The organism is Rhodococcus sp. (in: high G+C Gram-positive bacteria) (assembly GCF_049286785.1).
Lineage (GTDB): Bacteria > Actinomycetota > Actinomycetes > Mycobacteriales > Mycobacteriaceae > Rhodococcus_F.
On sequence record NZ_JBAQEO010000907.1, the window covers coordinates 1 to 1,984 of the forward strand.

Genomic DNA, 1,984 nt, shown 5'->3' on the forward strand with positions numbered 1-1,984 from the left:
TGGGGCCACAACGTGTATGTCTGCAGGTTCCGGCGTCGCCCGGGGTCGTTCGGCCTGGTAAACTGAGCGCGCCGGATATATGTTCGGTAACAACCTTCACGGGCCGATGCTGTCCCGGTAGACCCCCGAAAAGCAGTCAAGCGCCCGTTTGTGGCGTCCCCGCCAGCGGAGGCCGCCGACAGGGACGCGCACGCGCCAGCCTGGTGGTCTTCCTGGCCGATGTGGAGGTATATCGGTGCTGTTCTCTCAGTCACCCGGTCGGCAGGGATTGTACGACCCGGACCAGGAAGTAGATTCCTGTGGCGTCGCCATGCTGGTGGACGTGAACGGTCGCCGCAGTCATTCCATCGTGTCGGATGGACTTCGCGCGCTCGAGAACCTTCAACACCGCGGCGCGGCAGGTTCCGAACCCAACAGCGGTGACGGCGCAGGCATTCTCCTTCAGCTCCCCACCGAGTTCTTCGAGGACGTCGTCGATTTCGACCTTCCGGCGCCACTCGCCGACGGCAGCAGCACCTATGCGGCCGGCATCTGTTTCCTTCCGCGAGATCCGGCGGCACGTGTGACCGCGCAGCAGCGGGTAACCGACCTGGCGGCTGAGGAGGATCTCGAGATCCTCGGCTGGCGGGAGGTTCCCGTCGATCCGGTCGGCGCCGACGTGGGCGTTTCGGCCCGCGCGTGCGAGCCGCACATGAGTCAGCTTTTCGTGGCCGCTCCTGCAGTCGGCGGGCGCCGGCCCGGTGGTCTGGAACTCGATCGCCTGGTCTATCCGCTGCGCAAGCGCGCCGAGCAGGTCACCCGCGCGGAGGAGTCGGAGGGGACGGGCATGTACTTCCCGTCGCTCTCGAGCCGCACCCTCGTATACAAGGGAATGCTGACCACAGAGCAGTTGGTGCGGTATTTCCCGGATCTGCGTGACGAGAGGATGGCCAGTGCCATCGCGATCGTGCACAGTCGTTTCTCCACCAACACGTTCCCGTCCTGGCCCCTTGCTCATCCCTTCCGGTTCGTTGCGCACAACGGCGAGATCAACACCGTTCGTGGCAACCGCAATCGGATGCGCGCGCGGGAGGCGTTGCTCTCGAGTTCCCTCATTCCCGGTGATCTGCAGCGGCTGTATCCCATCTGCACGCCGGAGGCCTCGGACTCCGCGTCGTTCGACGAGGTGCTCGAACTGCTGCATCTCGGCGGACGCAGCGTGCCGCACGTCGTGATGATGATGGTGCCCGAGGCGTGGGAGAACAACACGTCGATGTCTCCGGACAGGCGCGCGTTCTACCAATTCCATGCCTCCCTGATGGAGGCGTGGGACGGCCCCGCCTGCGTCACGTTCACCGACGGCACCGCGGTGGGGGCCGTCCTGGACCGCAACGGCCTGCGACCGGGCAGGTGGTGGCACACCGTCGACGGCCGGGTGGTGCTGGCGAGCGAGAGCGGGGTGCTGGACGTTCCGCAGTCGGAGGTCGTCGCGAAGGGGCGCCTCGAACCCGGAAAGATGTTCCTGATCGACACGTCGGAGGGCCGGATCGTGCCCGACGACGAGATCAAGACGAGGCTGGCCGAGGCGAAGCCGTACGCGGAATGGCTGTACGCCGGTCTCCTCGAACTGAAGACGCTGCCCGACCGTCCGCTCGTGCACCTCGATCACGAGTCGGTGGTGCGGCGGCAGGTGGCGTTCGGCTACACCGAGGAAGATCTGCGGATGCTGCTGGCACCGATGGCCGCGTCCGGTGGCGAGCCGCTCGGGTCCATGGGTACCGATACACCGATCGCGGTCATGTCGGAGCGGTCTCGGTTGCTCTACGACTACTTCGTGGAGCTGTTCGCTCAGGTCACCAACCCGCCGCTCGACGCGATCCGGGAAGAGATCGTGACGTCTTTGTCGCGGGTCATGGGCCCGGAGCAGAACCTGCTCGAGCCCACCGCGGCGTCGTGCCGGCAGATCGTGTTGCCTTGGCCGGTGCTGGACAACGAGGAACTGAAC

The 1,984-nt window shown here is 66.0% G+C and carries 1 protein-coding gene; it reads left to right on the forward strand.

Annotated features, from left to right (window positions below; genetic code table 11):
• Positions 1-235: 235 nt before the first annotated feature.
• Positions 236-1,984, forward strand: a 1,749-nt coding sequence (locus tag WAW17_RS32710; RefSeq protein WP_422336980.1) for a glutamate synthase central domain-containing protein, incomplete at its 3' end; no start/stop codon positions are given.